The organism is Bacteroidales bacterium, assembly GCA_035353855.1.
Classification (GTDB): Bacteria; Bacteroidota; Bacteroidia; order Bacteroidales; family CG2-30-32-10; genus DAOQAK01.
The window spans coordinates 1-25,833 of the sequence record DAOQAK010000008.1 but is presented as its reverse complement, the minus strand read 5'-3'; the positions used below and the strand labels follow the sequence as shown (position 1 = coordinate 25,833).

At 33.9% G+C, this 25,833-nt stretch carries 20 protein-coding genes; 10 read left to right on the top strand and 10 right to left on the bottom strand.

Annotated elements, in window-relative coordinates; translation table 11 throughout:
• Positions 1 to 293 precede the first annotated feature (293 nt).
• The 3 genes from PKK00_03140 to PKK00_03130 all read left to right on the top strand — a co-directional run bounded on the left by PKK00_03140 (position 294) and on the right by PKK00_03130 (position 3,615).
• A complete protein-coding gene (locus PKK00_03140; GenBank protein ID HNW97392.1) occupies positions 294 to 1,082 on the top strand; it encodes a prolyl oligopeptidase family serine peptidase in 789 nt (262 codons plus the stop codon).
• A gap of 5 nt (positions 1,083 to 1,087) precedes the next feature.
• A complete protein-coding gene (locus tag PKK00_03135) occupies positions 1,088 to 1,936 on the top strand; it encodes an SGNH/GDSL hydrolase family protein (protein HNW97391.1) in 849 nt (282 codons plus the stop codon).
• A gap of 200 nt (positions 1,937 to 2,136) precedes the next feature.
• Positions 2,137 to 3,615, top strand: coding sequence for an MBOAT family O-acyltransferase (locus PKK00_03130; protein ID HNW97390.1), 1,479 nt, complete (start codon positions 2,137 to 2,139; stop codon positions 3,613 to 3,615).
• Between the two features lie 9 nt (positions 3,616 to 3,624).
• On the opposite strand, the gene PKK00_03125 is transcribed toward PKK00_03130, so the two are convergent.
• From PKK00_03125 to cysS, 8 genes are all read right to left on the bottom strand, one after another.
• Complete coding sequence (locus tag PKK00_03125) at positions 3,625 to 6,102, bottom strand: outer membrane beta-barrel family protein (GenBank protein HNW97389.1); 2,478 nt, start codon at positions 6,100 to 6,102, stop codon at positions 3,625 to 3,627.
• A 263-nt stretch (positions 6,103 to 6,365) separates the two neighbouring features.
• The gene (locus tag PKK00_03120; protein ID HNW97388.1) at positions 6,366 to 7,079 is read right to left on the bottom strand and encodes a DUF2807 domain-containing protein; all 714 of its coding nucleotides are present in this window, start codon (positions 7,077 to 7,079) and stop codon (positions 6,366 to 6,368) included.
• A 29-nt stretch (positions 7,080 to 7,108) separates the two neighbouring features.
• Positions 7,109 to 7,477 (bottom strand): GntR family transcriptional regulator, encoded by a 369-nt coding sequence (locus PKK00_03115; protein HNW97387.1) that lies wholly within the window; start codon positions 7,475 to 7,477, stop codon positions 7,109 to 7,111.
• Complete coding sequence (locus PKK00_03110; GenBank protein HNW97386.1) at positions 7,461 to 8,081, bottom strand: hypothetical protein; 621 nt, start codon at positions 8,079 to 8,081, stop codon at positions 7,461 to 7,463. The genes PKK00_03115 and PKK00_03110 overlap by 17 nt, the downstream gene beginning before the upstream one ends.
• Before the next feature lie 133 nt (positions 8,082 to 8,214).
• A complete protein-coding gene (locus PKK00_03105) occupies positions 8,215 to 9,045 on the bottom strand; it encodes an ABC transporter ATP-binding protein (GenBank protein ID HNW97385.1) in 831 nt (276 codons plus the stop codon).
• Positions 9,046 to 9,275: 230 nt separating this feature from the next.
• Complete coding sequence (locus tag PKK00_03100; protein HNW97384.1) at positions 9,276 to 10,349, bottom strand: hypothetical protein; 1,074 nt, start codon at positions 10,347 to 10,349, stop codon at positions 9,276 to 9,278.
• 40 nt (positions 10,350 to 10,389) lie between these two features.
• Positions 10,390 to 12,138, bottom strand: coding sequence for an amino acid permease (locus PKK00_03095; protein HNW97383.1), 1,749 nt, complete (start codon positions 12,136 to 12,138; stop codon positions 10,390 to 10,392).
• Positions 12,139 to 12,264: 126 nt separating this feature from the next.
• Positions 12,265 to 13,731, bottom strand: a complete 1,467-nt coding sequence (cysS, locus tag PKK00_03090) for a cysteine--tRNA ligase (GenBank protein ID HNW97382.1) — start codon at positions 13,729 to 13,731, stop codon at positions 12,265 to 12,267.
• A gap of 129 nt (positions 13,732 to 13,860) precedes the next feature.
• Here cysS and PKK00_03085 point away from each other — a divergent pair, with 129 nt between their 5' ends.
• The 3 genes from PKK00_03085 to PKK00_03075 all read left to right on the top strand — a co-directional run bounded on the left by PKK00_03085 (position 13,861) and on the right by PKK00_03075 (position 18,798).
• Positions 13,861 to 14,814 carry an NAD-dependent epimerase/dehydratase family protein gene (locus PKK00_03085; GenBank protein HNW97381.1) on the top strand — a complete coding sequence of 318 codons (954 nt, stop codon included), beginning with the start codon at positions 13,861 to 13,863 and terminating at the stop codon, positions 14,812 to 14,814.
• A 63-nt stretch (positions 14,815 to 14,877) separates the two neighbouring features.
• On the top strand, positions 14,878 to 16,119 hold the full coding sequence (kbl, locus tag PKK00_03080) for a glycine C-acetyltransferase (GenBank protein HNW97380.1): 1,242 nt from the start codon (positions 14,878 to 14,880) through the stop codon (positions 16,117 to 16,119).
• A 162-nt stretch (positions 16,120 to 16,281) separates the two neighbouring features.
• Positions 16,282 to 18,798 (top strand): T9SS type A sorting domain-containing protein, encoded by a 2,517-nt coding sequence (locus PKK00_03075; protein HNW97379.1) that lies wholly within the window; start codon positions 16,282 to 16,284, stop codon positions 18,796 to 18,798.
• Between the two features lie 2 nt (positions 18,799 to 18,800).
• Here PKK00_03075 and PKK00_03070 read toward each other — a convergent pair whose 3' ends face one another.
• Complete coding sequence (locus tag PKK00_03070) at positions 18,801 to 19,997, bottom strand: M20 family metallopeptidase (protein HNW97378.1); 1,197 nt, start codon at positions 19,995 to 19,997, stop codon at positions 18,801 to 18,803.
• A 10-nt stretch (positions 19,998 to 20,007) separates the two neighbouring features.
• Entirely contained in the window at positions 20,008 to 23,319 is a 3,312-nt protein-coding gene (locus tag PKK00_03065; protein HNW97377.1) for a hypothetical protein, read from the bottom strand.
• 539 nt (positions 23,320 to 23,858) lie between these two features.
• Here PKK00_03065 and PKK00_03060 point away from each other — a divergent pair.
• The 4 genes from PKK00_03060 (at position 23,859) to PKK00_03045 (ending at position 25,743) form a co-directional block, all read left to right on the top strand.
• The gene (locus PKK00_03060; GenBank protein HNW97376.1) at positions 23,859 to 24,095 is read left to right on the top strand and encodes a hypothetical protein; all 237 of its coding nucleotides are present in this window, start codon (positions 23,859 to 23,861) and stop codon (positions 24,093 to 24,095) included.
• Positions 24,096 to 24,103: 8 nt separating this feature from the next.
• Positions 24,104 to 24,403 carry a type II toxin-antitoxin system RelE/ParE family toxin gene (locus PKK00_03055; protein ID HNW97375.1) on the top strand — a complete coding sequence of 100 codons (300 nt, stop codon included), beginning with the start codon at positions 24,104 to 24,106 and terminating at the stop codon, positions 24,401 to 24,403.
• 357 nt (positions 24,404 to 24,760) lie between these two features.
• Positions 24,761 to 24,982 carry a hypothetical protein gene (locus PKK00_03050; GenBank protein ID HNW97374.1) on the top strand — a complete coding sequence of 74 codons (222 nt, stop codon included), beginning with the start codon at positions 24,761 to 24,763 and terminating at the stop codon, positions 24,980 to 24,982.
• Between the two features lie 110 nt (positions 24,983 to 25,092).
• Positions 25,093 to 25,743, top strand: coding sequence for a DUF4190 domain-containing protein (locus tag PKK00_03045; GenBank protein HNW97373.1), 651 nt, complete (start codon positions 25,093 to 25,095; stop codon positions 25,741 to 25,743).
• Positions 25,744 to 25,833: the final 90 nt, after the last annotated feature.

Here is a 25,833-nt window from a genome sequence, read left to right as displayed (position 1 = left end):
ATGACAATTATAGACAAGCTCAATATGACATAAAGGACAGGCTCAATATACCATATTCCAACAAGTTCAAGATGATAATTGATCATCATAAAGTTAAAATTACGGGCATTGTTAGTAGATAATAGCTATTAATTATTAGTTGGTAGATTGTGTTCATCGTTTGTTGTTCCCTGTTCACCGTTCATAGCTTCATTGGTATTTCTTTTGTTAACCATTTTGTTAAAAAAAAATAGAAATAGTTACCTTCACAAAAAGTTTTTAAAATAGCTTTGCATATACGTTTAAATAAATTGATGCTCAATAGGATTTCATATATTAAACATGTTTTACTGGCAATTGCTGCCTTTTCATTCTCCTTTATGTATGGGCAAAACGACAGCATATTTGAAAAACATATTTTCGTTTCCTTTTCTAACGATTCGCTGCCATATCGCTTTATGCGCCCGCAACAATGTGACTCATCAAAGAAATATCCATTGGTGATATTTCTTCATGGTGCAGGGGAACGCGGTAATGATAATACAATGCAACTGACTAATGGAGCGAAAAAATTTGCATCCGACAGCAACAGGGAAAAATATCCCTGCTATTTATTAGCGCCTCAGTGCGCAAAAGGATTCCGCTGGACAGAAACCGACTGGAAATTACCTTCGCATACCATGCCTTCATCTCCCTCGATATATCTTAAAAGAACTATGCTTCTTTTGGATTCATTAATAAAAAATTTAAATATCGACACCAACAGAATTTATATTACAGGTTTATCGATGGGTGGTTTTGGCACATGGGATGCCATTTGCCGATGGCCCGAAAAGTTTGCCGCAGCAGTTCCGGTATGTGGCGGTGCAGATACAGCAAAAGCAGCTGTTGTAAAAAATATCCCTGTTTGGGCTTTCCATGGCGAAATGGATAAACTGGTTATGGTCTCGCGTTCACGCAACATGATAAATGCTATAATAAAAGCCGGTGGAAATCCAAAATACACCGAGTACCCCGGAATAGCTCATAATTGCTGGGTAAATGCATATGCTGAACCTGAAATGTATAAATGGATGTTTGCTCAAAGCAGGAAAAATAATTAGTAATAATGAAGTTGAAAAATTACGCTAAGCAAATATTTATATTTCTGAAAAAAATTTCAAAGAGAAATAGATCACCTTTCGGACAAATCTTTTCGCTGCTTATAATTTTAATATTTGTATTTACTATCTATTCATTTACTGAAAAACCTATTAAAATCGGGAAGTTCGAAATAAAACAAAATGGGATTAAAGAATTTTTCTCTCCTTCTGAACCTCTTCTTGCATATTGCCTGGTAAATCCCCGCGATTTTGCTAAAGTTGAAACCACTCCTATTGATTCTTCAGCGCAACGGTTTCTACTTATAGGCGATTCCATGCTTGAAGGATTAGGATTAAGACTTAATGACTATTGCAAGGAAAACGGGCATACTATGAATTCTGTTATCTGGTACAGCTCTTCAACTTTATGGTATGGCAACTGCGATACGATCTCATATTTTATAAAAAAATTCGACCCTACGTATATCATCCTTGTCATAGGCGGAAATGAGCTTTTCATAAAAGATATTTTAAAAGACAGAGAACCGTTTGCAAAAAATATTTTAAAACAAGTTGGCGACAGAAAATACATTTGGGTTGGTCCGCCTAACTGGAAAAAAGATTCCGGTATCAATAAACTTATTTTAAAAAATGTTGGGCGACAGCGATACTTTCCCTCGCTCAACCTTACATTCGACAGGTGTAAAGACGGCGCACATCCAACAACAAAATCAGCAGGAGCATGGATGGATTCCATTGCATCGTTCATGATGAATAAATGCATGAACCCGGTAATTATGGATTTTCCAAAAGAAAAAGCGTCAAAACGTCCGCCAACTACTGTACTGGGACCTCATCCACCTGAAGGATTATAATAGGATAAAGAAAAAATGAAATTAAAACATGAATATAAAGGAATAAAGGAATAAGGGTATAAGGGTATAAGGGAATAAGGAAATAAGGAAATAAGGAAAAATAAACCATATACCTCTATACTCTTATACTATATACCCGATAAATAGGAAACAAAATGATTGACAATATTAAGATAATAAACGATTTCGGTTTTTAATAAATGAATTTTGTAAACAGCCTGCACCGGATTTTTTGTTTTGATGAAAACAACCCTATTCTCTTCAATAGCGGGCTGTTTTTCCTTTTCTTCACTTTACTTATTACCATTTATTCTATTGTTTATAAGAAAAAAACATTACGTAATATAATTGTTATTCTATTTAGCTTATTTTTTTATTACAAACTTTCCGGGTGGTTTTTGTTCATTCTTCTTTTAACAACTTCTATTGATTATATACTTGCCATATCTATTGAAAAATCATTAAAAAGAATTCATAAAAAAATATTTTTAACAATATCAATAGGTGCAAGCCTTGGTTTGCTTATTTATTTTAAATACACGAACTTTATTATTGAAGGGCTGTACTCCTTATTTGGAAATAGTTTCAAACCATTAGGGATAATATTTCCCATTGGTATTTCATTTTATACTTTCCGAACTATAAGCTACATAATTGATGTTTATAAAGAAAATATCAAAGCAGAAAAAAATTTCCTCAACTATGTTTTCTACATGACATTCTTCCCAATGTTGATTGCAGGACCTATTACACGTGCAAAAGATTTCCTCCCGAAATTAAAAAAGGCTACATTAATAAAACATTACGATATCAATATAGGCTTATTCATGATCCTACAGGGATTGATAAAAAAAGCCGTGATAGCCGATTACCTGGGGCAATACAACGACCTGGTTTTTTTTATGCCCGAAAGTTATTCAGGGTTTGAAAACCTTATTGCTATTTATGGTTATGCGATTCAACTTTATTTTGATTTTTCAGGGTATACCGATATGGCAATGGGAATAGCACGAATACTGGGCTTTCCAATTGAAAATAATTTTAACAAACCCTATCATGCATTAAACATAACTGATTTCTGGAGGCGCTGGCATTTAACATTATCTTCATGGTTAAGAGATTATTTATTTACCCCGCTCTCATTGAAATTGCGTAACTGGGGTAAAAGCGGTATTATTATTTCGCTGATGGTTACATTTCTGATCTGCGGATTATGGCATGGAGCATCATGGACATTTGTTGTATGGGGAGGATTACAGGGAATTGCAATGACATGGGATGCGCTTACATCAAAAAGAAGAAAAAAATTAAGAAAAAAAATAAAGAAACCAGTTTACGATGTTGTAAGCTGGATTATTACTTTTCATCTTATTGTTTTCATGTGGATATTTTTCCGGTCACAGGATTTTAAAACAGCATTTACCATGTTCAGCAGGGTCTTTACCGATATGGACTGGTCGTATTTTGGTCCTTTCCTGAATGTAAGAAGTTTATATGTAATACTGCTTATGATGAGTTTCGCAATTTATGCTATACCATTAAAGTGGTTCGGAAAAATTTCACAACAGTTTATTAATACTCCTTTTTGGATAAAAATAATTTTATTCGTCCTCGTGATTCAGGCTATAATACAATTGCAATCGGCCAATATGCAGCCTTTTATTTACGCGCAGTTTTAATAAATGGAATTAATGTTTTCCACCGGTAGATGGAACACCACCATCGCTGTTCTGCGTGTTAGATAAACCTCTGTCGCCTTTATTGAATGAATAGCGGATACTTATCCTGAGGCATCTTTTATTCCAGGTGCCTCTGTAATCGTCAATTTCCTTACGTCCGAAATAATCAGATGTAGTAGTCCATCTCGACCATTTATCAATTACATTATTCACTGAAAAACTAATTCTTAATTTATTGTCTAAGAAACGGCGTGAAAAATATATTCCATTCCATAAACGACCTTTTGTATATCCGCCAAGGCTTGCATCTTTACCCTGGTAATTCAAATAAACGGAAATACTGTTTTTCTTTTTTATGGTAAATGACATATAGGAATTTCCCGACACAACCCAGCTGCTAGTGTTTAACCCGGCATTGGTCAACTGGATCTCAGAAGTAGTATTATTAAGTTCTGTTGCATTGATACTTGATTTAAAAATATCGGAAGAAAAATTAAAATTAAACCAATCTTTTGGCATTGCCGAAGCAGAAATAGTAATACCTGTTCCACTTGATTTACCTATGTTTTGGGGTTTTGAATAAGAAGTGTAATCATTCAGCGGAGTATTTACCCATTCCACATAGTTGTTGGAAAAATAGGTAAACCCGTCAAGTGAAAAACTCCATTTTTCCGGTGCATATAAATAACCAAAAGTAAAGCGGTGATATAAGTATGGCTTCAGGTCTGCATTACCACTGGACCAGTATCTTGGGTTAGATTTATCAACATAAGGATTTAACTGGTATTCTTCAGGCATCTGCTGATCTAAAGTATAGGTGATCTTTAATTCATGAAAAGGTTTGAACTCATATCCTAAGGTTGCATTCGGAGTAATATAGGGATAGGTTCTTTTTACATACATCACGCTATCTTTACCTTCGGGATGCACCATTAAATCCATATCAATGTATGCTAGTGAAAAACGCAGACCTCCGTCGAGTTTAAACTTTTTCCATTTTTTCCCTATATTCCCATAAATAGAATGTTCCATAGTAAGTTCATCTTTGCTATTAGAAAAATCAGGGACGTTCAAACTGTTTAAAAAATATTCATTATTATTATTTGTACCGGTTATTTCCGATTGCGACCCGATTTCCCATCTTCCTGTTGTATCAATAGGTACTGCAAAATATGATTCGAATGAAAATTCATCGCTGTTTTCGCTATTATCTTTAACAATTGTAGGAATACTATCACTTGGTAAATAGGAATAATAAGAATATTCTTTTGCATCCACATTATTATCATCCCTGCTTTGCTTTGAATAATTGGCTTTCAGCGATAATTCCTTTTCTTCATTCTCAAATTTTTTATTGAAGTCGAGTGCGAATGAATTTCCGTTATTGGTGTCATCTCCCATGCCTATGGTAGAATATTTTTCGCGCTGTGATGCATCAACGGTTTCACTGTATTCTTCTGAATTATCTGCATTTGATTCACTTGCCGAAGGAGTCCAGGTAAATGTTAGTTTTGTTTTTTTAGTAAAATTATAAACCATACCTGCCGATGCTGATTTGCCACTTCCGCCATAATCATAATCACCCGATGAAATACCTTCATAAACTTTATCATTGTATGTTAACCATGAGTGCTGCGTATTAGTTTGAGACCCATGATAGTAATAGTAACTGGCATTTCCAAAAACTATACATTTTTTATATTTCATATTCAGGCTGAGTCCGCTGTAATTATTCATTAAGCTTTTAAAATCAACTGTTCCCAAACCAGAATATATTGTACCGCTCAATCCATTTTCTTTCGGTTTTTTTAATTTAATATTTATTGTTCCCACAGAAGATTGATACCTGGCAGAAGGTTCAATGAACTCAATCTTCTCAACATTGTCGGCAGGAATCATTTCAAGTTTTGGATACAATAAAGTATATGGCTGATCATCGACAAGAATATTGGGGGTTTGCCCACGATACTTTACATTCCCGTCAGGGTCAACGGATACCGATGGCAATGTTTTCAACTGGTCGAGAACGTTCTGAGCATCTGCACTACGTTTCTCATCCATTAAAAATATTTTTTTATTGAATGTTTGTTCGAATTGTTTTCGCTGACCGATAACTGTAAGTTCGTTTAAATCGCTCGAAGTAGCCGGAAGTTTAATATTGTCGAATTGTGCTTTTAATTGCTTGGGTTCAATTTTAATATCACCAATAGTAATGGTTTTATAACCAACACATGTGATCTTTATGGTATACAATCCATTCGATAGTTCTTCTTTCAGGAATGCACCTTTCTCATCTGTAAGTGTACCTGAAATAAGTGTATCTTTAGGCATAGCATATATACCTATTGTAGCATACGCCACAGGATTGGAAGTCGCACTATCAATAACAGTACCTTTAATTATTCCATCACCGGCAGAAAGAATACCTTGTGATTTAACAGCGAAAAATGATAACAGTAAAGCTGTTACCGTAAGAATTTTTTTCATAAACTTTATTTAAATATATGCCTGCTAAATATAAGAACACAAATGCGTAACAAAACTTTTAAAACGATCTCAAACTATAAAAATCTTTCTATGCAAATAATCAATATTAAAAACTATTTTATTTGAGATTTATTATTTTAAGTAATAAAATGTACAAAGATTAATAAATAAAATTTGATTTACCAAGAGCTATCTGACAAGTGGTGGAATTTAGCAAATAAGTGGTGGTTTTGGGTTTATAGCTGGTAACTTTTCAGGACAAATCATTTTGTACCCCCAATAATATTTAATTTACTATTACTACTGATAGTTTGAGAAATCCTACCTTTAACATTTAAATCGGCAATTGAATTTTTCATCATATAAATATTACAATCTCCTATACAAAATTCTTTAGCTGAAAGCAATGAGTTTTTCATTAAATAAATATGTGCATCACTTGCCTTTCCCGATATTTTACATGAAGAATTTGAAACTAAATTACAACTAAATGTTTTTGTATTCAATTTGATATCTGCTTTGGAGTTTCCCGAAAGGACTAAATCAAAATCTTCAGAATTAATGATTGAATCTGTTTTAAATATTACATTATCGGCGCCGCAAATCATATCAAATCTTTTCAGGTGTAATATGATATTTATAATATTTTCTTTGCTATTCCTATAGTTAGCATTATTTGTATAAATGTAACATTTCTTAGCCCAGTTTGATATTTCCAACAATGGTACCTGGTTTTTATCCGCTTCAATTTCCAGCTTATTTATTGTATCATTTTTAAGAATAACATTCAAATTTCCCTCAAGATTTATGCAATCGGATTCGCCAATTAATTTATTAAATTTAATCTTATTCCCGCTTAGAACATAGGGTTTTGTAATCTCAGCCTTTACGCTATATAGCATGAATAAATTATTTGTAAAATAGGAAAGCACAAATACAGCTGTTATAAGTATTAATATTTTATTGCTTGTTTTCATATTATTATTTATTGAATTTTTTATTTATTTTATTTTTTTTCATATTCTTTAATGTCACTAATTGACATTTTTAAAAGTTTAAGTGTTTTAAAAAATTCAGGCAATTCATTATTGATGAATATTTCTTTTCTTAAAACCAGTGTTTTTTTATAACCCTCATCGCTTACAAAATATCCTATTCCGCGTTTATTATAAATAACACCTTTTTCTTCCATGAACAGGAACGAACGCATTGCCGTGTTCGGGTTAACTTCCAGCGCAACCGCAATCTCTCTCACTGACGGAATTCGCTCATTCTCCTTCCATTTTTTAGTTAATATATTCTCACAGAATAAATCAGCTATTTGAAGATAAATCGATTTGTTGTCTTTAAATTCCATATCAAATTTGTTTTTCATTAATTCGGAAATACGTTGCTGTTAATAATGCTACAGGAGAAAAATAAAAGGTGATGATATCAATAAATTCAAAACGGAATATATCCGGAGTAATAATTCTGAAATTCGGTAAATGCTCCGTACCGCCATTCCATATATTAAATATTATTAATTTATCCGATAATATAATTGCAAAAATTACAATAGTAAAAAGTATAATAATGCAAAGTGAAGTTTTTATAAATTGATTTCTTTTGAAAAATATACTTCCAAAAAAATAAGCCGTATGAAAAACCATATAATACAATGAAAATTTAAGGACATCCTTAAAAACAGGAGTATATTCTGTGGCGTTTGAGAACTGGTATGTAAAGTACGCCGATAAGTCAATAACGTAATATATTATGATTGTATAAATAACGGTATAAAATAACGAAGAAACAAGCCAGGTAACCAGTGTTCTTTCGAAATGGCTTGTTGGCAAAGTAAGAAATGAAAAGGCTTTCGATGGTTTGTGAATTTCTTTATTAATATTATTTAAAAAATTAAACCCCCATATAAACATAAAAATATAGGATGAATACATTATTGAAAATTCATTAAAATATCCAGTATTAATAAACATCAGGGTTAAAAGAAAAGATATTCCGAGGTATATACCTAAACCTATAATAAAACTTTTTTTATGAATGAACATTATACGTTTAAATAGTAATAATGCCCTTTTAAAACTAAAAATATTATTTGCTTTCATATTATTAATTATTTAAATAATTATTTATTTCGTTATGATTACTTACTACACCATTGAATAACAATTCAAGATCGACTTTCGAATCGTGGTTTTCGGTATTCTTTAATATTCCAAACCTGCCACCCATCAAATCCTCACTGTATAATATCTTTTCGGTTTCTTCATCGCATTTTGAAAAATCCAATTTTGATGACACATCATTAATTTTTTGATTAAAAATTATTTTGCCTTCATGAAGAACAATTACCGAATCAATTAAACTATCCAAATCCCTTACCTGGTGTGTTGAAATCATTATCAACCTGTCTTCGCGAAATGCCGATGCAATAATTTTCCTGAAAGTTCTTTTCGAAGGAATGTCCAATGAATTTGTTGGTTCATCCAGTAATAAAATATCTGTACAAGTTGCAATACCAAATGAAAGCATTACTTTTTTCTTTTGTCCGAATGAAAGGTTGTGAATTTTTTCATCAGAGGTCATTTCAAATTCTTCAAGACATTTATTAAAAAGCTCTTCGCTGAAGTCAGGATAAAACGGGGCATGCAGATTAACATACTTTGAAATTTTTACCGGAAGCATTTCAAATTCCTCGGGAACAATAAAAATTTTCTGAAGAAATTCAGGACTACGATGCCGGGGTTCGTATCCCATTACTTTGCAACTTCCTTCATTAGGAAAAGCAAGACCGACTATTTGTTTTAATAATGTTGTTTTGCCGGCTCCATTCTTCCCAAGCAGTCCATGAATATATCCTGCCTGAAGGTTTAGATTAAGGTCATTCATAAGAATATTATTCTTTTTATAACCAAACTTCAGTTTTTCTATCTCTATCATTATTTTGATTTTAAAATTAAATTCGTTTTAGTGTATTAGTTTACTATTACACTGCAAATATACAATAGTTTATTTTGAATTGTCAAATTTTTTTTAAATTATTTTTTTATAATAAGATCTGGAATTATGAAAAGACCTATCATTACTAAGCTAAATAAAGATCAATAATGATAAATAAAAAAAGAAAATTTAATTAATGGAATATATAAAAACCGATTTACGATAATTTTCTAATAGAACTTGCCATTAAATAATATTTTATTGTCGTTGCCTGTTTTGAAATTTAAAATGTTCCCGTTCAAATCAAAATTTTTTACTGTTTCGTAAGAAATGGTTTCGGTTTTTCCATTACGGAATAATTTCAGATTTCCCATTTTATCAAGGTATGCAACAGAACCCTGGTCATAAAGGTATGAAGATGGAATATATTTTTCAAGTAAATAATTTTTATCTTTATAAAATAGTTTCAAATAATTCTGTTCTGAATAAATAATCATATCGTCTTTAACTTTATAAAAGTCGGGAGTGATTTCGCTTATTGTAGAAATGTTTCCTTCTTTAAATATTTTAAATCTTCCTGAATTGTCAACGTAAGCTACACAATTATTTCCGGCAGTAAAAGAAATGGGATTGAAGTCTTCGATCTTATAATTCTCATTTTTATAAAATACATTAAATGATAAATCGTCATTGTTATTGTATGCAATAATATCCCTGCCAACTTCATACTGTAGCGGGTTATTCACAATAAACAATTTTGAAACAACGCCTTCATAAAATATTTTAAATTCATTCTGGTCATTTATGTACGCTATAATATTATCCCCTACCTTGAAATTAGTAATTTGTTCGGTCATCAAAAGGTCTTCGAGTTGAATGATTTTCCCATTATAATAAGCATTAAATATTTTTTTCATCTTATCATGAAATGCAATCAAACTATCACCTAATCCAAAACTTCCTGAATTTATTGATAATGTAGTTATGGTGCCATTATCAAAAACTTTTATCTGGTTTCCTAATTTTCCCAGGACAAGATTTTTAGTAAGATAATAGCTTGTAGCATTTTCAAATATCTCATATATTTTTGTTTTAAAATAAATTTTTAGTGTACCGGAATGATCTTCAAAAGCAATACAATTCCTGTTTATTTTAAATGATTTTACAGGTTGGTAATCTATTTCCTTTTTCACACCATTATCAAATATATAAAAGTAGCTACGGTAGTCGGAATAAGCAGTAGTGTTTTGTGAAAATCCCAATTGAGATAAAAAAACAAATGCAAATAAATAGATCCATTTCATAAAATAAGTGTTGAATAAGAGAACAAATCAATAAACGATTTTATTGGCTTTTTATTTCTTTATGTAATTTACTATGTTTATTCCCATAAGTAAAATACAGCAAAAGCCCTATCACCAGCCATATCAGGAATCGCATCCAGTTGGTGATCCCGAGTTCAGTAATAAGATAAAGGTTGGTAAGCAATCCTAAAACAGGTATCAATGATAATTTCTTTCGGATAGAAAGATATACAAGAATAATTGCAATTATAATAAATCCATACATCGGAATTTTATGTTTGAACACATCCCAAAATGAAAGTACTGGATTTTCATTATTTGTATTGGTGAAGAAATTAATAACACCATCAAAATTAAAATAGAAAACCATGAAAATAACTACAATTAAAATCGGAGGTAAAAATTTCCTGCTGTTATAATAAGGCAAACGAAATCCTTTACGTGTTTTATCATTTTCATCTTTTTCCACCAACAAAACTCCACCACACACAAGTATAAATGCGAACAATGTTCCTATACTTGTTAAGTCGGTAACTTCAGTTAAGTTTAAAAATAATGTCGGTATTGCAACAAGTACACCTGTAATAATAGTTGAGAATGCAGGTGTTTTAAAACGTTTATGAATCTTTGAAAATTTCGGGGGCAACAATCCATCCCGGCTCATACTCATCCATATGCGTGGCTGCCCTACCTGGAAAACCAGCAGCACACTTGCCATAGCAATAATAGCGCTGAATGCAATAATACCTGAAAGCTGTGTTAAATGCAATTTATGAAATACATATGCCAGTGGATCACCAACTGCTAATTCAGAATAATTGACCATACCCGTAAGAACCAAGCTGATGGCAATATACAGAACCGTACAAATCACCAGTGCATAAATCATTGCTTTTGGTAAGTCCCTTTTTGGATTTTTACATTCCTCAGCTGTAGTAGAAATAGCATCGAAACCAATGTATGCAAAGAACACTCCTGAAACTCCACGCAAAACCCCGCCCAGACCGTTTGGTGCAAATGGCGACCAGTTCTCGGGTGTAACATAAAACGACCCGACAGCAATAACTATTAAAAGAATGATCACTTTCAGAAGAACCATCAGGTTGGCCGCTATTTTTGTTTCATGAATTCCTACATAAACAAGTACTGTAATAAAAACGACAATACTGAATGCCGGGATATCGGCAATAAAACGAACTCCGTCAATCATGGGTGCATGCATCCATGCATTGTATGCTTCTTTTAATGCAGGAGTAATATCAGCAAAGGAAGTCCCTGATGCCAGTTGTGTTGTTACTTCTTTGAATCCACGTGAAGCGGTTAGAAAATCGGTAGTTAAATATTCGGGAATGCTCATCCCAAGTCCATTTAAAAGGCTGGTAAAATAATCAGACCATGAAATAGCAACAGCAATATTTCCTACGGCATATTCCATAATCAAATCCCAACCAATAATCCACGCGATCAATTCTCCAAAGCTGGCATATGCATATGTGTATGCACTGCCACTAATAGGAATGCGTGAAGCAAATTCCGCATAACATAAGGCTGAAAATCCACAGGCGATTGCAGTAAAAACAAAAAGCAGTGAAACAGCAGGACCTCCATGAGATGCAGCCGTTCCAATCGTACTAAAAATTCCTGCACCAATAATTGCTGCAATTCCAAATGCAGTTAAGTCGCGAACATTAAGATTTTTTTTTAGTTGTCTGCCTTCACCAATATTATCATCGGCATGACGAAGAATATGCGCTATTGATTTTTTACGAAAATATTTGTTGCTACTCAAGTGACTATTGTTTTGCGTCAAAAATAAAAAGTATTTTCAGATTTACTATATAAAACATTAAAGGAATTGAAACTTTGAATATTCGAACAATTGAAAAATTAAATATTAAACATTTATCATTTAAAATTATTCAACACTCCACACTGCCCCGTCTTTTGTGTCTTTTACTGATATTCCAAGTTTCTGAAGTTCATCGCGGATTTTATCTGATGTTGCAAAATCTTTATTCGACTTAGCATTTTTACGAAGTTCCAAAATCAAACTCATCAAACCTTCTATTGAGTTATTTCCCGATTCGGTAAAATCATCACGCAAACCCAAAATGCTAAAAACAAAATCATCGAATAATTTTTTCAATGCATCAATATCTTTTTGGGTAAGATTCTCTTTCCCGTCGTTTGCGGAATTCACAATGCGAACCGCTTCGAATAAATTTGAAATCACAATAGGGCTGTTGAAATCATCGTTCATCGCTTCATAACAGGCATCGCTTAATTTCTTAATATCAGCAGATGATTCGGAAGATGGTTTTACTTTTTTTAATGTTGAAATCCCCTGCATCAAACGCTTCAAACCTTTTTCTGCCGCCTGCAAGGCATCATTCGAAAAGTCAAGCGTACTGCGGTAATGCGCCTGCAACATAAAAAATCTTACCACCATTGGGGCATAACCTCTTTCGAGTAATGGATGATTTCCTGTAAATAATTCTTTTGGTAAAAATCCGTTGCCTGCAGTCTTCGACATGCGCACCCCATTAACAGTAAGCATATTTGTATGCATCCAGTATTTCACAGGAGCAACATTGCTGCATGCCTGCGATTGCGCAATTTCATTGGTATGATGTGTTGCCTGTAAATCCATTCCACCACCATGAATGTCGAATGTTTCACCTAAATATTTTTTACTCATTGCCGAACATTCAATGTGCCAGCCCGGAAAACCCCACCCCCACGGAGAAGGCCACTGCATAAGTGTTTCGGGTTTTGCTTTTATCCATAAAGCAAAATCCAATCTTCCTTTTTTATCATTCTGTCCGCATAATTCCCGCGTCCCTTCTAATAATTCTTCAAGCTTCCTGTTTGTAAGCTGTCCGTAAGGATGCACGTTATTGTATTTCTCAACATCAAAATAAATTGTTCCATCAATTTCGTAAGCATAACCGTTTTCAATTATTTGTTTAATCATTTCGATTTGCTCCGAAATATGACCTGTAGCAGTAGGTTCTATGCTTGGTGATAAGGTATTAAAAGTTGCCATCACATCACGAAAACCTAAAGTATATTTCTGAACAATTTCCATTGGTTCCAATTGTTCGAGTTTTGCTTTTTTTGCAAACTTATCTTCGCCTTCATCGCGGTCGCCTTCCAAATGCCCGGCATCAGTGATATTGCGCACATAACGTACTTTATAACCCAAATGCAGCAGGTAACGATAGATCAAATCGAACGACACAAAAGTCCGGCAATTTCCCAGATGAATATCGCTGTATACTGTAGGTCCGCAAACATAAATCCCTACAAAAGGAGGATTCAGCGGAATAAAATTTTCTTTCTTTCGCGAAAGGGTATTATAAATAACCAAAGAATTTTCCATCGATACCAATATATTAAAAATAAGGATGCAAAGTAAATATATTTTGACGAAATCTGTTTGAAATTCTTTTTAATTTCTACATAAAGTTTTATACTTTTACAACTCATATTTAAAACTAATAATGTTGAGATGGAAAAGATTTTAGTTATCGGATGTGCAGGGCAAATAGGATCAGAGTTAACTTTAGAACTGCGTAGAATTTATGGCAACGACAATGTGGTTGCAAGCGATATAAAACCGGCTGCAAAAGAAATAACCGAAAGTGGTCCTTTTGAAATTCTTGATGTTCTTGATACACATCGTTTGTTCGGGACAGTAAGCCGTAATAAGATTACCCAGATTTATCATCTTGCTGCAATTCTTTCGGGCAATGCTGAAAAAAAACCATTGGCAAGCTGGCATATCAATATGACCAGTCTTATGAATGTTCTTGAACTCGCAAGAGAATTGAGTTTAAATAAAATTTTCTGGCCCAGTTCTATCGCTGTTTTCGGACCTACCACACCAAGAACAAATACTCCTCAATATACCGTTATGGAACCCAATACTGTATATGGCATCAGCAAACTTGCCGGAGAACGATGGATGGAATATTACCATCAGAAATTCGGTGTAGATACACGCAGCGTGAGATATCCCGGTTTGATAAGTTATAAGACTGAAGCCGGCGGCGGCACTACAGATTATGCAGTAGAAATATTTTATGATGCAATTACCCAAGGTAAATACGAATGTTTCTTAAAAGAAGATACTGCTCTGCCTATGATGTTCATGGAAGATGCCATTAAAGCCACTGTAAAACTTATGGAATCCGATGCATCAAAATTATCATTACGTTCAAGTTATAATATTGCAGGCATCAGTTTCGATCCAAAAGGAATTTCAGAAGAAATCAAAAAACATATTCCTGATTTTAAAATTTCTTACAAACCTGATTTCAGGCAGGCTATTGCCGATTCTTGGCCAAAAAGCATTGATGACACAGTTGCTAAAAAAGACTGGGGATTAGAATGCAAATATGATTTAAAAAAGATGACTGAAATTATGATTACCGAAATAAAAAAGAAAGTTGAAAAAAAATAATCATTTCAAAATATCAGTATTTACAATAGATTGAACAAATTTGAAAAATTAAAAAAATAAGATATGCAAACCAAAATGAAAGCTTTTCTTTCAGAAGAGTTAAAGAAATTAGAAGAACAGAAATTGTTCAAACATGAACGTATTATTGAAAGTCCGCAAGGCGCTGAAATAATTGTTAAAGGGAAAAAATGCCTGAACTTTTGCGCCAATAATTATTTAGGACTTTCATCACATCCCGAACTTATAAAAGCAGCACATAAAGAAATTGACAGTCGTGGTTACGGACTTTCTTCTGTTCGCTTTATTTGCGGAACACAGGATATTCACAAAGAACTTGAAAAGAAAGTTTCAGAATTCCTTGGAATGGAAGATACCATTTTATTCTCTTCCTGCTTCGACGCTAACGGCGCGGTTTTCGAACCATTGTTAGGTGAAAATGATGCCATCATCAGCGATGCATTGAACCATGCTTCTATCATTGACGGAATCCGTTTGTGCAAGGCGCAGCGCTGGGCATATAAACATGGCGATATGCGCGATGTTGAAGAAGTTGACCCTGCTACCGATAAAATGGCAAAAGGACTGGAACGTTGTTTGAAAGAAGCACAGAAATGCCGCTTCCGCATGATAGCTACTGACGGCTCATTCAGCATGGATGGCGACATTGCAAAGCTTAAAGAAATTTGTGACCTCGCTGAAAAATACGATGCACTGGTAATGGTTGACGATAGTCACTCTACAGGTTTCCTCGGCAAGACCGGTCGCGGAACCCACGAATACCGAGGTGTTATGGGAAGAGTGGATATTATTACAACTACTTTCGGTAAAGCATTAGGTGGCGCTTCCGGCGGTTGTATTTCATCAAGCAAAGAAATCATCAACTGGATGCGTAATAAAGCCCGTCCGTATTTATTCTCGAATACTGTTGCTCCATCAGTAGTTGGCGCCACAATTAAAGTAATGGATTTATTAATGAGTTCAACTGCTTTAAGAGATAAGCTTGAGAAGAACACAAAATATTTCCGTGAAAAAATGACTGCTGCCGGATTTGACATAGTTCCGGGTGAACATCCCATTGTTCCTATTATGTTCGGGAAATATCCAGATTGTTCAAAACTGGCTGTTGACTTTGCAAACAAAATGCTTGAAGAAGGAATATATGTTATTGCATTCTCATTCCCTGTTGTAGCTAAAGGCAAAGACCGCATCCGTGTTCAGATCTCAGCCGGTCATGATATGGAGCATATTGATAAAGCAATTACAGCATTCACAAAAGTTGGAAAAGAATTAAAAATGATCAAATAAATTTTTATTAACCTAAACTAACTACTTGCAAAAGCTGTCCTTTGAATAAGAGGGCAGCTTTTTTATTTCTTATTTAAATATTTTGGTTTAATTAACTATTAATTACCTTTGTGTTTACCGATATAAATTGATTCTACTATAACTGAATTAAAATTTAATATCATGAAAAATATTTCCATACTATTTATCATTATTTTCTTTCACATAAATTCTTTTGCTCAATTAAGCATTACTGCATCAAGCAACTCACCTATATGTTCAGGCGATACGCTAATCCTTACATCAACTGTAACTTGTAAAGGAATTAAAGCACTTGACGGTTCTAACAAATATTATCGCTACGCAACAGTTTACGACTGGGACTGCTGTTTGTTGTCATCACCGGGAATATTCGAAAGTCCTTTCGGATGGGCTGTTGATGGTCATTATAAAATTCAATACGATTGTAATGGCAATGGAAAAGTAGTTGAATCAACCGGCAACTATGTAAGTATTCATCCTGTTGGGGTATCGTATACACCTACTTTTCCTTATTCGTCAAATCCCACATACGCAAGCCTGGTAACTGATGGCGGATGTTGCAATGCAGATGGAAGTAAAATATATGTTCAGCTAACTGAAGAAATAAATAATGCAACTGTATTAAATTATAATTGGGCAGGACCAAATAGTTTTTCATCAAATGAACAAAACCCGGAAATTTTAAATACTCCCACAACGGCATCGGGTTCTTATACCGTTACTGTTACTGACTATTCAAGCAATACAGCATCTTCAAGCGTTTCGGTAACTGTTAATGCTTCTCCTGCTAATTTAGGAGATAAAATTCTTACCGAAGGATTGGTTGCATATTATCCGTTTAACGGAAATGCAAATGACGAAAGCGGAAATGGAAATAATGGAACTGTTTATGGTGCTACTTTAGTAAACGACAGTTGCGGAAATTTAAACAGCGCTTATAACTTCGATGGGATTAACGATAGTATTCTTGTTGGTGAACCTGTTCCTGCTTCACTGCAAATTCAAAATGAAATTACATTGAGTGCATGGATATATGTAACTCAATACCCAGCTTCAAACACATTAGGATTGATAGCCGGAAGCCAATGTGATAATTGTGGATACCGTGGTGTTACTATTTTCCTTGATGGCAGAACAGATTCCGATGGACAAACATGTCCTGCTGGACATATACATTTCCAGATAGGCGACGGCTCATGGCATGTTACCAATGCCAACTCACAGGTTCCGCTTAACCGATGGGTACAAATTGTTGCAACTAGAAAAGCAAACGAAAACGGTAAAATATATTACAACGGCGTACTTCAACCTTCCACATCTGTTGCATGGACTGGCAGCATTTCCTATGATAATACAATGTTTGCAATGGGAAAACAAAAAGATTATTCCAATCGTTTCTTTAATGGGAAAATGGATGAAGTTCGTGTATACAATCGTGCATTGAACGAAACTGAAATACAGGCTCTTTACCATATGAATTGTAATTCTTCATTAAACGTTGATGTTGTTGATTCAATTTGTAAAAACGGTACAGCACAAATCAATTTAAATAATTCTCAAATCGGAATAAACTATCAGCTTTATGAAAATGGGGATGTATATGGCAGTCCACAGGTTGGCAATGGCGACACGGTTGTATTTGAAATTAATGATGCTGATATATCATCTGATTACACCATTACGGCTACCAATACTGTTACAGGATGTGTAACTCCGCTCGATACCATAATATCTTTTACCAATCAACAGGCTATTGCAAATGCAGGTGCAGATGTTTATACATGCTCAGGCGGAAGAATTTACCTGACAGCAAGTGGCGGCTGCAATAATACTTCATACCTCTGGAGCTATAATAATCTGAATACTGAAACCATAATGGTTTACCCAACTTCAACAATAACATATACTGTTACTGCTACTAATTGCTACGGATGCACCGCTACTGATGAAGTTACCATTTACATAAAAAGTGCATGTGAAGTTAATGCCGGAAAAGATACAACAATATGCTTAGGACAAAGTATTACATTATGTGCCAGCGGATGCACAGAATATATATGGTTCAACGGTTCGCACGATCAGTGTATTACACTTATACCAACAATATCATCATCGTATAATGTATCGGGCGAAGATGCCAATCACTGCCCGGTATCAGATAATGTAACTGTAAATATCCTTACTGCCCCGAACAATCCCGTAATATCATTATCTGCAGGTGGTGATTCATTAATATCCGATACGCTTTATGGCAATCAATGGTATTGCAATGGGGTTATCATTCCAAACGATACCGATTATGTTTGCACACCTTCCGTTTCAGGTGATTATTTTTCTATAGTAACCAACAGTTGTGGTTCGGATACATCTAATGCAATTCATATTACTATTGTCGGATTAAGCGATATCAAAGGGATACAGGGAATGAGAATTTATCCGAATCCGGCAGACGATAATATTACCATTGAATTTACGGATGCTTCAGAAAAAAATAATGTTAGCATTTACAATGTAGAAGGACAAAAAATTATCGAACAAAATACTTCCGCATCAACGGGTAAAACACTTGTCGGTATAAGCGATCTGCAAAAAGGTATTTATTTTTTAAAAGTGATGAATGAAAATAACATCACTGTAATAAGATTTATAAAAGAATAATTTTATTCCAATTGATTTACGGCAAGCCACACCATCAGTCCTGTTCCGGTAATCATGCAGCTTTCATCAACATTAAATGTTGAAGTATGTAAGTTGGAAATATTTTTTTCTTTTTCATTTCGCACTCCCAGCCGATAAAATACAGATGGAACTTTTTGAGCAAAATATGCAAAATCTTCAGCAGTCATGCGCGTTTCAAGGTCGACAACATTTTTCTTGCCAAGAAAATCTATTGCAAGCTTTTTTGTTTTTTCAGTAAGCTTTTCGTCATTTACAAGTGTTGGGTAACCTTTGGCAATATGCACTTCGCATCCGCCTTTCATTTTCTTTGCAACGGCTGCCGAAGTTTTTCTTATGATACCATGTGCTTTATTGCGCCATTTCTCATCGAATGTACGTATAGTACCTTCAAGTTTTACAACATCAGGGATTATATTTGTTTTGCCTTCACCAATAATTCTTCCGAATGCAAGCACCGATGGAGTATCCTGTGGTTTTTTATTTTCAAATTCTTTTTGAAGTTCAAGTATAATTGCCGATGCAATATTCAAAGGGTTTATGTATAGCTCAGGAGTAGCCGCATGCCCGCCTTTGCCTTTTACCGTAAGATATAGCTCATCAGTAGAAGCCATGTATTTCCCGGGCTTTAGCCCAACTTTCCCTACTTCAAGTTGTGGTAACACATGCTGACCAAAAACATTTTCCACATTCGGATTTTCCATCACGCCCTCGTCAATCATTGCAAGAGCGCCACCCGGAAATTTTTCTTCCGAAGGTTGAAAAAATAATTTTATGGTTCCCTCAAATTCATTTTTGAGTTCACTCAAAATTCTTGCAGCACCCAGCAAACACGACATATGTACATCATGACCGCAGGCATGCATAAATCCTTCACGTTTCGATTTGAATGGAATTTCATTAGCTTCATTAATCGGCAATGCATCCATGTCAGCACGAAGTGCAATGGTTTTTTTATTTGAATTTTTTCCGTGAATGGTTGCAACAATTCCTGTATTTGCAACACACATCTGGTAAGGGATCCGGTATTCCCGCAATTTTCCGATGATATATCCTGAGGTTTTAAATTCTTCAAATCCAATTTCAGGAATAGTGTGCAGATATCTGCGAACAGACACAACTTCCTGATAATATTTTTCTGAAAGTTGTTTTATTTTTTCTTTTAACTGTTGTTTTCCCATTTTGATTTTTTTAAAAATCGAGGTTAAGGGATAAATAAAATCGTCTTGGATTTACAACTCCGTCTTCTACTCCCCATGCCCAGTCGGCACGGATAAAGTAGCCCAGTAATTTTGTTCTTAATCCAAATCCGTAACCACCAACTATAGGCTCCTGCTGAGTGGTAACAGTAACTGTGATGGGGCCATTTTGAACAGTACTTGTGTAAAGTGAATTTTTATCAGAGTACGGATTGCTACCCGTCCAGGCAGTGCCGATATCACCAAAACCAACAATCTGGAAGTTATTAAAGAATTCCGATTTAAGCGGACGATTAATCAAATAGCGGAAAATAGGAAATCGTAATTCAGAATTTATTAAAGCAAAACTATTGCCGTTCCTTATGTTCTGAATAAATCCGCGCATTGGTGTTGCCAATGTTTGATATGCATAATTCTGATCACGCGCAACAGTAATGGTTGTATCGAATGTTGGACGCGGCAGCATCCAGTTATCAACACCTCCCATATAATAAACCAATTTTTGTGTACCGAATGAAGTACTTGCTGCAAAACGGTTTGCCCAAATAAAAGTGCGACTGATTTTCTGATAATTTCTATAATCGACACCCACAACATTTAACATTTTATTTTTAGTATCCAATCGTTTATATGATTCGGCAAAGATTTTCCAACGTGTTCCATAGTAAAGGTTTGTACCTTTTTCGCGGGTATTATCAAATATCAATTCGGCTTTTAGTCCTGCCCATGTTTTGAAAACAGTAGGTTCTTTAAGATTATTAACATCTGTTGAAAGATATACTTCCCTATCGTTTCTTAACAGTGTTGTGGTCTTTAACCCCAATACCTGGCTGAATGGGTATTTTAATATATAAAATCCCTGGTTGGTCGTGGTCTTTATTACAGCATTAGTATAGGTTTCCTGAAGTGTTTGCCTGTGAAAGGTCAATTGTTTATCAATTCTTTTTTTCAAATTCTCAAAACTTAGCAAATATTCCGTGCTGCTGATATCAACTGAAAACCTTACCCCGCCTGTTATTCTGTAATCTTCCAGCAGATCACTAACACCAACTTTGAAGAGCGCGTTAAAACCGGGATTGATATAAATAGGCGATTTCGCACCGCTAAAAGGCTGATACGTGTTATTTAGATAACTGAAATCAATTTGATTCACTAATTGATCAATCGAATACTCCACATCATAATTCTGTTGCTTTGCAAGCACAAAGCCGGGTTTCGCATTTTTTTCTTTTAACTTCAAAGTATCAGATTTCGGCTTAATAGTATCGGTAACATATGTGTTATTCTTCATCTGGTTTTCATTGTTGTTGAATTCATAATTATTGATATCAATAACTCCTTGCTTTGAAGTATCGGATGTGTAAACACTTTTTATCTGCTTGTGCTTTACTGGACCTTTATCAGGCTCGTTCTGATTTTCAATTGCAGGATTAACTATAGCATTGTGAATCGTATCGCTTAACAATTCCTGAACATATGGAGAATTCTTTAATTTCAGCGAAGAAGTTTCTGGTTCGGTAATATCTTCCAGGTACACGCTGTATAAGCCTTTATTATAAAACACTTCGCTGCATTTATGTGATTCCGGTGAAATATCATAATCCGATATATTACGCGAGAAATTGGTTTGAGGGAAAATCACTGAAAAAAACCGGTAGTGTGTAGTAGTATCAATAAAACTTATTGCGCTGTCGAGCTTTGCTGCATAACGATTTTGAATTCCATTGGCATTGCTCAGGTATGAAATATAATTGTTCCCTAAATCCACAATATTGTTTTCATCTGCAGAAGGAGTCTGTGTAATGCGTCTTAATAATTTATTACCCGTAGAAAAATTATAAAGATAGAGGTCGTATTTTGCTTTGGGAATAACAATAGAATCTTTGGTAACCGGCTTAATGGAATCGTTATCACGATTAGAACTAAAAACAATTTGAGAAGAATTATTTATAAATACCGGTGACAGATCATCGTAAATATCTTTAGTAATTCTTTCATAGGTATGCGATGCAAGCGTATAAACATAAATATCGGTCTGTCCGTTCATCACACCCGACATGGCAAGCATCTTCCCGTTTTGCGAATATGAAAAATCCAGTATTTTCTGAAATTCAAATAAACGTAATATCTCAAATTTTTTCTCATCAATATTATAATAGCGCAAAAATATCTTACCTTTTTTCTCACAGATAAAAGCTAATCTTTTACCTGATGGATGCCACGCCAATACAGGGAAAGAGTAATCGGTTTTTTCATCCAGTTTAGGCTCGGCTTTATAAAGTTTTTTTAATTTCTTCTTATCAAAATCGTAAAGCCAAACCTTGTACCTGCCTAAAGTATTAGTAACAAAAGCAAGATATTTTCCGTCATTGCTCAACTTTACATGCTGAAATACTTTACCATGTTTGCGGGTTTTGAACAGTGCCTTAACCTGTGGCATTGACAGCTCTTTATCAAAATCATAATATTTTTTATCATAATAATCAAGCCATTCTCTTGTAAAAGATTTGAACGAAACGCCCAGTACATAAAGAAATCCTGTTTCAACACTTTTGCTTATTTTGGTCATGTAGATAATGTTCGGGATTTTATCCTCACCATATTTTTCTGCAATATATTTCCATATGGAATGACCTGCATATACCGCATCAGCACCGGCAAGCTTGTTGAATTTTTCATAGCTGCCGCTTAAAATGCCGTCTCTTACATAATTATCAATATCGGTATTCCAGTCATCCGAAATGTATGATATAAGCCCTTCGGTATACCAGTCGGGCAAAGTAAGCAATGTAGAGTTTTTAATTTTAGCCGTTATCTGTTCACCGTATATCAATTCATTCAGCATTATTTTAGCAATACCGGCTTTTATTTGTTTTTGAAAATCTTCATGGTTGCCATTGTAATAAATAAAAACCTTTGAGCCTACAATATGAGTAATACCGCCAATGTTATATTGCGTTTCGCTGGTTAGCCCGATATTGCTTTCTTTCAGGTCGGCAAGCTTATTGAAAATAATGAACTGAATTTTATTTTCCAGGTTATAGTCAAGTTTTTTTTCTATTGCATTGATATTATCTTCAGCAAACTTTGCAGTAAATACAGCCAGTGATTTTCCACCGAGGTAAAAATAAGTATCGAATTTATCAAAGCGATAGAAAGTCCAGAATTTATCAATAAACTGAACACGGTTTTTCCCAAAGGTTTGCTGCGAACCACTGTAAAACTGCGGAAATGCAGGAACAGCAAGCCACGGCATTACTGCTAAAAAAATAATACGGAGAATATGAAGTTGTTTAATTTTCACAAAACGAAAATAGTAAACTATAAACTTATTTATACCTTATTTATTGTAAGAATTGCTAATTTATAAATTATTTTGAAACTGTAATAAACTATTAACATTAAGATTCAATTAATAGGAAAAAATGGAATTGTAATTTTATATATTTCTTCTATAAAACTTTAAATTTTTTTTGTTACTCGCTCCCACCACCGCAACACAAGCCTGCTCGTGAACCTTCATAAATTTGTTGTTTTATATCATGTTTGTGTATATTTGTATAATTTATGAAGGTTTGAAAATGAAATTGAAGCAAAAGCAAAAACGGATTACTGTAATTCAAAAAGCAATCTCTACAGACAAAAGACAGATAATACAATGCTCCGACTCACAAGCCGACTTAAGAGTTTGAATTTTTACCCCACTACACTTTTCCGCCGTTGGCGTGAAGTTTATCCTGAACGTAGTCGAAGGAGCTATCCCATTTTTTATTTGCAGGATTATGAATCTTTGCTTATTTTTGTTATACAAAATTCGGATATTTTATAAAAAAATATTTAAAAATGAACATACAAATTAAAAAGCTTGAACTGATTGAATGGATTGCTCAAATGAGCGATACGAATATTATCAGTAAGATGGATAAAATACGCAAGACTTATTTGACTATTACAAAAGAAAAAGTTAAGCCTATGAGCCTTGAAGAATTTTATGCAAGCATAGATAGAGCAGAAAAAGATATTAAATCAGGAAAGATTTATTCGCAGCATGAAGCGGAAAAAGAATCCGAGAATTGGTAAATATTTTTATGAAAATAATCTGGACTCACGAAGCTCTCGAAGAAACAAAATTAATTTATAAATACTATAAATTAAAAGCTTCATTACGTGTAGCAAAAAATATTAAAAATAGGATTTTTTCTTCTGCAAAAAATTTACAAAAGCAACCACGAAAAGGACAAATTGAAGAATTATTAATACATAAAAAAGGAGAATACAGGTATCTTGTAACAAGTAATTATAAAATTATTTACAAGCTTACCGAAAAAGAGATTTATATAATGAAAGTATTTGACTGTAGACAAAATCCTGAAAAAATAAAATCATAAAGGTGTAGAATTAAAGAAAAATAAAATATAGCGTTTAGTTGATTTCTGATATTGAAACCGACCAAATTTTCAAAGCATCTCAGGATAGTAAGCAAAAACGCCACGTCAAGGCGTGACCGTTGCTTTACTTGAGATGCAGGTTCTTGGTCGGACCTCAATAACGGTAGGCAATTTGGCCACGCTGTTTTTTTGTCCAAAAAATTATTATTAAATGAAAAAAAAAAGATAAAATACAAACCTCCATAACACGAATCTAATGGTTAAGGACTGAAAATTCATTAAAAAGCAAGAGGCAGATACCGAAAAGCCAAATGAGTTGAAAAAATCAAATTCAATATATAACTAAAAAAAATAATCATGAAAAAAATTATTATTTTAACCTGTGCTGCATTCATTGCACTATCTGTTACATCTTGTAAAAAGTGTACACACTGTACTGCAACCCATAACGCTACGGGCATACTTGCGTATGATTATGGTGAATATTGTGCTACACCTAAAGAAATTAAAGATTACGAAGCTGCAATGAAAGAGCTTTATCCATCCCCCGAATATACTTGCACTTGCACTTCTGAGTAAGCGCATTTTATTTAAACAATAACAAGTGGATACCAGAAACCACTTTAAAAAACGGCGTAAGGCAGAGAAGCTTTATGTATAATTCAATTAATTTAAAATTAAAAACAATCATGAAAAAAATGTACAAAATTTTAATTTTCGTTTTCGCAGCCACTATTATGTTTGGCTCATGTACTATGGAAAAAAGGCAATATCTGTCAGGTTACAACGTCCAATGGAAAAAAGGAAACCCTAATTCCAAAAAAACAGAATTGGCAAATAAAGCTAATGAATCATTAACGAAAAAAAGTGAAACAATAAAAGTTAAAACTTCAGAAAATGGAACAATCAAAAATGATAATGTAACAAATGAGTCTAATGATAACTTGGTTGCATCTGTTGCCGATAATCAAATTATTATTACACAAAAAGACAAAAATATCTTTGTCCCAAGCAATAATGAATTATCTTCAAACAAAGAGAAGCAAGTTAAACCCACTCTTAAATCTGAATTTAAAAAGGGGGCTAAAATGATTGCATCATATTCTGACGATCCAAAGACAAATGGATCTGCTTTAACTGGTTTCATTTTAAGTTTAATAGGTCTATTTCTTTTTGGTTTTATATTAGGAGTTTTAGCTATTATATTCAGTGCAATTGGACTTGGAAAAATTAAAAAAGACTCATCAAAATGGAAAGGAAAAGGATTAGCAATAGCTGGTCTTATTATTGGAATAGTTGATATAATTGGTTGGTTGATAATGCTAGCATTAATACTATAATTCTATCAATGAACCAAACAATAACTGGAGCAGTACAGGGCAAACGCATTTTAATTTTTTAGGATTTTTAACAGATAATCATTATCCCAA

Coding starts and splice junctions, on each gene's coding strand:
- PKK00_03140 (HNW97392.1), top strand. CDS start 294: ATGCTCAATAGGATTTCATATATTAAACATGTTTTACTGGCAATTGCT.
- PKK00_03135 (HNW97391.1), top strand. CDS start 1,088: ATGAAGTTGAAAAATTACGCTAAGCAAATATTTATATTTCTGAAAAAA.
- PKK00_03130 (HNW97390.1), top strand. CDS start 2,137: ATGAATTTTGTAAACAGCCTGCACCGGATTTTTTGTTTTGATGAAAAC.
- PKK00_03125 (HNW97389.1), bottom strand. CDS start 6,102: ATGAAAAAAATTCTTACGGTAACAGCTTTACTGTTATCATTTTTCGCT.
- PKK00_03120 (HNW97388.1), bottom strand. CDS start 7,079: ATGAAAACAAGCAATAAAATATTAATACTTATAACAGCTGTATTTGTG.
- PKK00_03115 (HNW97387.1), bottom strand. CDS start 7,477: ATGAAAAACAAATTTGATATGGAATTTAAAGACAACAAATCGATTTAT.
- PKK00_03110 (HNW97386.1), bottom strand. CDS start 8,081: ATGTTTATTAATACTGGATATTTTAATGAATTTTCAATAATGTATTCA.
- PKK00_03105 (HNW97385.1), bottom strand. CDS start 9,045: ATGATAGAGATAGAAAAACTGAAGTTTGGTTATAAAAAGAATAATATT.
- PKK00_03100 (HNW97384.1), bottom strand. CDS start 10,349: ATGAAATGGATCTATTTATTTGCATTTGTTTTTTTATCTCAATTGGGA.
- cysS (HNW97382.1), bottom strand. CDS start 13,731: ATGGAAAATTCTTTGGTTATTTATAATACCCTTTCGCGAAAGAAAGAA.
- PKK00_03085 (HNW97381.1), top strand. CDS start 13,861: ATGGAAAAGATTTTAGTTATCGGATGTGCAGGGCAAATAGGATCAGAG.
- kbl (HNW97380.1), top strand. CDS start 14,878: ATGCAAACCAAAATGAAAGCTTTTCTTTCAGAAGAGTTAAAGAAATTA.
- PKK00_03075 (HNW97379.1), top strand. CDS start 16,282: ATGAAAAATATTTCCATACTATTTATCATTATTTTCTTTCACATAAAT.
- PKK00_03070 (HNW97378.1), bottom strand. CDS start 19,997: ATGGGAAAACAACAGTTAAAAGAAAAAATAAAACAACTTTCAGAAAAA.
- PKK00_03060 (HNW97376.1), top strand. CDS start 23,859: ATGAACATACAAATTAAAAAGCTTGAACTGATTGAATGGATTGCTCAA.
- PKK00_03055 (HNW97375.1), top strand. CDS start 24,104: ATGAAAATAATCTGGACTCACGAAGCTCTCGAAGAAACAAAATTAATT.
- PKK00_03050 (HNW97374.1), top strand. CDS start 24,761: ATGAAAAAAATTATTATTTTAACCTGTGCTGCATTCATTGCACTATCT.
- PKK00_03045 (HNW97373.1), top strand. CDS start 25,093: ATGAAAAAAATGTACAAAATTTTAATTTTCGTTTTCGCAGCCACTATT.